This is a genomic window from [Flexibacter] sp. ATCC 35208, assembly GCF_001975825.1.
GTDB lineage: Bacteria > Bacteroidota > Bacteroidia > Chitinophagales > Chitinophagaceae > Chitinophaga.
In genome coordinates this window covers 1-7,425 of record NZ_MTKN01000129.1, presented here as the reverse complement: position 1 = coordinate 7,425, position 7,425 = coordinate 1, and the positions used below count along the sequence as shown (strand labels likewise).

Annotated in this window: 6 protein-coding genes; 3 read left to right on the top strand and 3 right to left on the bottom strand. The window is 44.1% G+C overall.

What is annotated here, in order from left to right; genetic code table 11:
* Positions 1-64: 64 nt before the first annotated feature.
* Positions 65-1,240: a metallophosphoesterase gene (locus tag BW716_RS34135; RefSeq protein WP_083730529.1), complete on the top strand. Its 1,176-nt coding sequence runs from the start codon at positions 65-67 to the stop codon at positions 1,238-1,240.
* A gap of 188 nt (positions 1,241-1,428) precedes the next feature.
* Here BW716_RS34135 and BW716_RS34130 read toward each other — a convergent pair whose 3' ends face one another.
* On the bottom strand, positions 1,429-1,968 hold the full coding sequence (locus tag BW716_RS34130; protein WP_083730528.1) for a hypothetical protein: 540 nt from the start codon (positions 1,966-1,968) through the stop codon (positions 1,429-1,431).
* A gap of 389 nt (positions 1,969-2,357) precedes the next feature.
* On the opposite strand from BW716_RS34130, the gene BW716_RS34125 reads away from it, so the two are divergent.
* Positions 2,358-3,941 (top strand): Na+/H+ antiporter, encoded by a 1,584-nt coding sequence (locus tag BW716_RS34125; RefSeq protein WP_083730527.1) that lies wholly within the window; start codon positions 2,358-2,360, stop codon positions 3,939-3,941.
* Positions 3,942-4,098: 157 nt separating this feature from the next.
* Here the strand turns inward: BW716_RS34125 and BW716_RS34120 are convergent, their stop codons facing one another.
* Together BW716_RS34120 and BW716_RS34115 are read right to left on the bottom strand one after the other, a co-directional pair.
* Positions 4,099-4,620 carry a nicotinate-nucleotide adenylyltransferase gene (locus BW716_RS34120; protein ID WP_143709211.1) on the bottom strand — a complete coding sequence of 174 codons (522 nt, stop codon included), beginning with the start codon at positions 4,618-4,620 and terminating at the stop codon, positions 4,099-4,101.
* A gap of 235 nt (positions 4,621-4,855) precedes the next feature.
* A complete protein-coding gene (locus BW716_RS34115) occupies positions 4,856-6,532 on the bottom strand; it encodes an RluA family pseudouridine synthase (RefSeq protein WP_083730526.1) in 1,677 nt (558 codons plus the stop codon).
* Between the two features lie 54 nt (positions 6,533-6,586).
* Between BW716_RS34115 and BW716_RS34110 the strand changes: the two genes are divergently transcribed.
* Positions 6,587-7,417, top strand: coding sequence for a hypothetical protein (locus BW716_RS34110; RefSeq protein WP_083730525.1), 831 nt, complete (start codon positions 6,587-6,589; stop codon positions 7,415-7,417).
* The last annotated feature ends 8 nt before the right edge of the window (positions 7,418-7,425 follow it).

The window sequence follows — 7,425 nt, the reverse complement described above, 5'->3', positions numbered from 1 at the left end:
GTATAAACAACTTCAATATTATCATTAGGTATTCGTCTACCTAAAAAACGCGTTTTACTATTATATGGCAAGATTTCCATTAATGCTATTGCTCTTCCTTGTGGGCGACCTTTATTTTTACCAGGCAGTATCGACACTCAGTCAGGATCCTATGCTTCATTTTGCCTACTGGCTGGTCGATATTTTTCTGATCGGTGCGATCATTTCTATCATCTTCATGCGCAGAGCCGGCCATACTTCAGAACGCCTGATCGCTGTTGTGATCGGTGCCATGGTGCTCAGCTTTATCCCTAAGCTATTTTCCTCCCCGGTATTATTAGCCGAAGATATTGTTCGTTTATTCCGTGGCTTTCCAGACAGAAGTGTCATTGTGAGTGAGGTCGCGCTGGCACTGGCAGGGGTGATCTTCCTCCTGATCCTCTTTGGATTGACAAAGGGTAAGCATTTCTATAAAGTTAGAAGAGAGACGATCTTCTTCCCGGACCTGCCGGAAGCATTTGACGGTTTTACGATTACACAATTATCCGATATACATTCCGGTAGTTTTAGCGATGCCGGTGGCGTACAGAAAGGCCTTGACCTGGTCGATGCGCAGAACAGCGACCTGCTATTATTCACTGGTGACCTTGTCAATAACATGGCTTCTGAGATGGATCCATGGATAGGTGGTTTTACGAAGTTAAAGGCCCCTTATGGCAAGTTTTCCGTATTGGGGAACCATGACTATGGCGATTACATGAGATGGGAAAGTAAGGAGGCGCAGGCGGCAAATCTGGACCGTTTAAAAGCGGTGCATGGGGAGATGGGCTTCAATTTATTATTAAATGAAGCGGTGACGATCAATAAACATGGGCAGAGCATTTCGCTGATCGGTGTAGAGAATTGGGGGAAAGGTGGTTTTCATAAATATGGAGATCTGAAGAGAGCGACGGTGAATGTGCCGGATCATTCATTCAAGGTCCTGATGTCCCACGACCCTTCTCACTGGGATGAGGTAACGGTAGATCATCATCAGCATGTACACCTTACATTGGCAGGGCATACACATGGAATGCAGTTTGGGATTGAATTATTTGGTTTTAAATGGAGCCCGATAAAGTATGTATATAAGCAATGGGCCGGTTTGTATGAACAGCAGGGGAAATACCTGTATGTAAACAGAGGGTTTGGTTTCCTCGGTTTAAAAGGCAGGATTGGGATGTGGCCTGAAATTGCAGTATTGACATTAAAGAAGGGCTGATAAGGGGGACCTTATCAGTTTTTTCGAATAGCATTCCTCCCCGGGAGGTTTTTCTTCCGGGGGAAACTTTTTTTTAACGCTTATTCAGCGCTTTTCCAGCACTTTTTCGGGCTTTTTCCGAGGTGTTTTTTGGGATTGTTTTTCAGCGCTTTTTGGGGGGATGTTTTTTCCTCGGGCTGATGCCGGATTTATACCAGTTTCAGTTCCCTGACCGTTTCATTCCCCGGCAAATCCACCGCCACTACTATGATCTTACCACCCGGTGGCTGACTGGCTACCTTATAGTACCAATCCACACCATTCCTGCCTAAAACAGCGGCGCCTCTATCCACGATAACACCATCAGTATCAACCACCCGTATTTCCACAGCCGCTACCCTGAATTCATCTTTTGCAGTCACGATCACCGTCTCCTCTTCGAATCTGATATTCTGAATCTCCGGTGACGCATAAGCATCCTTTACCGCCATATTATAGGCATTCTGTCCCGGTCCGGCCAGTGACTTATAATAAGCTTTCAGGTCCGGATCTTCCAGGATTGCCAGCGCATAGGCTGCTGCTATTTTCATCTTATACCTGGCTTCCAGCTGCTTTATAGTTGGCTTATTCTTCGACGGACCGCGTTTTTTGGCAATAATAATCTGCCCGTTCCTTTCGTAAATCGTGAGTTGATCGCCGAGGGAGCCTCGTACACATTGGAGGAGTATGTTGTCTTTTACAAGAGCCATAACAAACAGTTTTGAGGTTATAAAATCAATAATAAATATAGGTATGCTAATATAGTGAATCTTTATCACTATACCAATACTAATACATCACTTAAAGGGCACTTCAATATCCAATCGATATTGAAGTGCCCTTATAATGCCCTTATAGTGACCTTAAGGAAGTATAACTATGCTATAGCTGGACTATAATTCTTAAGAGAAATATCCTAAACTATTATCACCAAATTCTATCATTCTTTTATTGTGGGTGGTTCTTTTGGTATGTAAACCAATTTTATATCATCCCACTTAGACCTTACCTGGATATAGTTTTTTTATTGTATTTGTTATCCGCCCTATTTCCTTATTTTCGGGAATATTTGCTCGTCAAGGAATTAAATATCAACTGAATGCACACTATCCTTCCTTTTTTTCTCGCGATGATCGCGGTTGTCGTGGTATTAGAAATGTGGGCGACCCGGCTAAAAATCGCATATCCTATACTGCTGGTAGTGGCAGGACTCCTCATCAGTTTTATCCCCGGGTTGCCTGCGGTAAGGGTAGATCCGGACCTGATATTCTTTATTTTTTTACCTCCTTTATTATTCGAAGCATCCTGGGGTGTGTCATTTAAAGAAATGAAAAAGTGGTGGCGTATTATCACCAGCTTTGCCTTCCTTGTCGTATTTTTTACGGCCTTGTCGGTAGCAGTGGCTGCGAATTATTTCCTGCCCGGGTTTTCGATCGCATTAGGGTTTTTATTAGGAGGGATTGTCTCGCCACCGGATGCCATCAGCACGGCGGCGATTACAAAATTTGTAAAGATTCCTAAGTCTACATCGGCAATATTAGAAGGAGAGAGTTTGTTGAATGATGCGTCTTCCCTGATCATATTTCGCTTTGCCATGATAACCGTAGGTACGGGGCAATTTATCTGGCAGGAGGCAGCGACTAGTTTTTTATGGATGATAATCGGTGGTGCCGCAGTCGGTTTAATCTTAGCGTGGGCATTTGTAAAAGCACACAGAAAATTACCTACCACGCCTACATCAGATATCGCGTTGACATTGATAGAACCTTACCTGATGTACTGGCTGGCAGAGCAATTGCATTGTTCCGGTGTATTGGCGGTGGTATGTGGTGGTTTATATATGTCTTCGCAGCGACTTGTATTTTTGAATAGTGCCAGTCGTATATCGGCTTATAGTGTATGGGACAGTCTTGTGTTTATATTGAATGGGATTGTTTTTCTCATCATAGGACTGGACCTGCCCGAGATTGTAGAGGGATTAAGGGCAGATGGTACACCTTTGCATACAGCTATTGGTTATGGTGTACTGGTGACGGGCGTGCTGATAGTAGCACGCATTATTAGTGCGTATTGTGCCATGTTGGCAACGATTATCTTTCGTCCCGGTGTACGTCCCCGGGCAAGCACACGAAGCCGGACGATGTTGTTGCCATTGATGTTGGGCTGGACGGGTATGAGAGGGGTGGTATCGCTGGCGGCGGCGTTGTCGATACCGGTGGCGTTTGAGAATGGCACATTGTTTCCGCAGCGGAACCTGATCCTCTTTATCACCTTTGTAGCTATCTTATTGACACTGGTGGTACAGGGATTGACATTGCCTTACTTCATCAGCCGATCGCATATTTTTGATGATATAGAGAAGGAGGAGTCGGAAAATACGACCAGACAGCAGATGAAACAGGGGTTGAAGCAGCATGTGTACCAGGTATTGAAGAGTAAGTATGAGAAGGAATTGAATGGGCATGCAGGCATGGAGAAGTTGTTGCATATATGGGAAGAGCGGGCAAAAGCGAATAGTGAGAGCCTGATGAATGAAAAGATGAAAAAGATCTTTATAGATTTGTTGGAGAGTCAACGGGATTATTTGACGGAATTGAATAAAGATCCGACGATTGATGAGGAGATCATCAGAGAACAGTTATACCAGATAGATCTGGAAGAGGAACGGATTAAGATCATTTAGGTCGTTAACGGTTAAATTTAAAAAGAGGGGGAATAAAAAACGCACTGAGCATCGCTTAAATGATTATCTGCCTCTTCCAGGTATCCAAATAAAACGAGGCCGTATCTTATTGCTGATACGGCCTCGTTTTAATAATACATTGTCTCATAAAAAATCATCAGAAAAGCTCTCCGGCATCATTCGCCTTCAACTTAATTCTTTTGGTACCGTTTTCCAGTATCAGTCTGTATTTGGATTCATTGTCCCTGTCTTTGATGTATGTGATCAGGTATACATCTTTATCAATTGTCCACCCTGGATATTTTTTTGCAATTGCCTCAGTCACTGAAGTAGGCAATAATTCAATTTCATATCTTTCTGCAGTGCGGATCAGTTTACCACTTTTGTCATAAGCAGCCAGTGTGAGACCGTTAGGTATAGCGAAGGAGATAAAGTATGAATCATACTCATCTTCGTAATAATTAACGGCAGTTTTTACATCGTATGCGGCAGAAGTGATGGCCAGTGGTGCCACGGGCTGTGCTTCTTCTTTGCCATTGACGGTTTTGATGAACTTATAACTGGTTGCCTGTAAGTTGACAGATGGTCCGGCAGCAGGTGCAGCAGTTTGAGCAGATGATGAAAGGATATTGGTCAGCATCAGAGCGATGGCTACAAGCATGAATTGTATGTATTTCATAGCTGAAGGTTTATAGTTTAGAATCTTACTTCAAAACTCACTTATTGCCGAAGCAAAACTATTGACGTGGATCATGGGGTATTGAAAATAGCATCATCAGTGGCCATGATTGTCATCAGGGGGTTAGGGATGGGTTGATAATCAACTGGGTTAAAAGGTATTTTTGTTGGTACACCCTTGTGGAAAGGGTGGATAAATTCGATTTCGGCTGTATCAGTTACCTTTTTCAATTGGATTAAAAGCCCTCTTCGACAGCGAAGCGCATTTTTTCCCTCGTGGCAGGGTGGATAAATTCGATTTCGGCTGCATGGAGGTACATTCTTTCCGATGCGGTGCCGTACAGATCGTCTCCTACAATGGGGGCATTGAGTCCTGACTCATGTGCCGAATGCATACGCAACTGATGCGTTCTACCCGTAAGCGGCCAGAAGTTTACTTTAGTCATGTCCGGGAATCTTTTGACTACTTCCCATTTTGTAACGCTTTTCTTGCCAGTTTCGAAGCAAACCAGCTGTCTGGGACGATTTAATAAATCAGGTCCCAAAGGAAGGTCGATCATGCCTCCTGACTGGTCAAGTACTTTAGAAATCAATGCAGTATAGCGTTTGCTGACTGTTCGCTGTAAAAATTGTCGTTGGATATGCTTGTGGGCTGCCTGGGTTTTGGCGACGACGAGTAGTCCTGAAGTATCCATGTCCAATCTATGAATAATCAGCGGCTCTGTATCTAGTAGGCCGTGTTTTAATCTACTATACACGGAATCCTCGATATTCACCCCGGGTACGGAGCGGAGACCGGAGGGCTTGTTCACTACCACAAAGCTATCATCTTCAAATACGATTTCAAGCGGATGACTATCTTCTTTTACATGCAATAACGGATTGTCGTCGATGGCGATCCCTTCCAGCATATGTGCCAGAATAGGCTTGCATTTGCCTGTGCAGGCAGGGTAGAATTGTTTATGTTTCCTGATCTCTGATTTTGGAGAGGTGCCCCACCAGAATTCAGCCATTGCTATGGGTGTGTAATTATTTGCAAAAGCAAATTGGAGTAGTTTGGGCATGGCGCATTCCCCGCTGCCAGCCGGTGGTTTACCAAAAGGTGTTTCGCTGAAGATAGCCTGCAGACTTTTGGTCTGACCGTATTTATTCAGAAAACTGTATTGTTCAAAGATCTGTTGCTGTAGATCGGCCGATCGTTCCTTCCGTTCATTTTTGAGCGGTTCGAGAATGGACTCGAACTGGTCCAGTTGGGTTTTTAATTCCGCTTGTCTTGCCGCCCAATTGTCCGTCAGGTATTTCAGCTGTCTTTTATCTGCCAGGCTCTGATTGATGATATCTGCCTCAGCAATAGCATATTCTGCCTCATTCAGGCGTTCTTTTAGCTGAGTCCGGAGTTGTTTACGATTGTCTTTGTTAGCTTTTAATTGCTGCTTTAAATGGGTGATTTCGGCTGTAGCGGTGATGGCTGCCTGCTCTATGTCCAGTTTCAGCTGTTGGTACTTTTCATCTGCCTGCAGTTCGTCAATCCGGGTATTGATGGCGGTGATGAATTCCAGTCCATTGAGGAAGAAGCTGTTTTCAGACAGCATATCAAAGACAGGAGGAACAAATTTCCAGTGGTCGTTTGAGTTGGCGAGTTTGCCGGAGAAGGCGGAGAGATAACCCAGTCTGCCGGTTGGATCCTGTACGACCAGCACGCCGAACATTTTGCCGATAGCGGATCCATCCGTATCGTCAGTCAGTCCGAAGTTATGATCCAGCCCGGTATGCGTTTCCAGGTATTGCTGGAGGTCGGCAGCGGCTAGTTTGGATAAAGGATGTGGTTCGTAGAAAAAAGGAAAGGTAAACCGTTCAGGTAAGGCTATATCTTTTATTAATTCATCCGAAAAGTAATCGATCTTATCTCCCAACACAATTAAATTTGGCGCAAAATTAGGACTAAAGTTATTAATTTGGTAGCCCTTATGAGAAGAAAAGACTTTACAGCAGAAGAACTATTAACCCGGGTCCTCAATAATAAATCACAAAAGACATATTGGGATAATGTTAGAGAGCTATACCGAAGGGGTGGGGAGGAGACATTTAAGAGATGTTATCAATTGGTAAAAACGGGTACGGATCGGGAAAAGGAGATCGCTGTTGATATTCTGGCACAATTGGGATCGACCGGAAGGCCTTATTTAAAGGAATCGCTGCAACTTTATTTTGAATTGTTGGAGCGTGCGCTGTTGGATAGTGCGTTTACAACAGATCTGCTCATCACTGTACTACATGCCATCCGGTTTAACAACGATACGTTGAGTGCCGCTCAGGCGAAGGCTGTTGCCGCATTTAAATCTCATTCGGATAAATACGTAAGATTAGGCGTGGTGTATGCATTACTTGGGGTGGAACATCAGGTAGCGGTAGATGCGATGGTGGAACTGACTACAGACAAATTTAGTGCTATCAGGAATTGGGCGACATTTGGTATTGGTTCGCGGATAGATAAGCACCCGAAACAGATAATAACAGCTTTGTGGAACAGGGTGAATGATAAGGAGGAGGAAACGCGGTTTGAAGCCATTGTGGGGTTGGCGATTAGAAAAGAGGCAGGGATAAAAGAGGTGATTATACAAGAGCTGTTGACGGGTGAATTTGGGACATTGTTATTTGATGCGATTGAAGCGTTGGACGATGCTGATTTTTTGCCGGCATTGAAGCGATTGCATAAAGAATCGCAAAAGGATAAAACGATTGATCCTGGTTGGTTGGGTAAGCTGGGTGAAACTATTTTTTCATTATCAGCACAGTAGGCGGTATG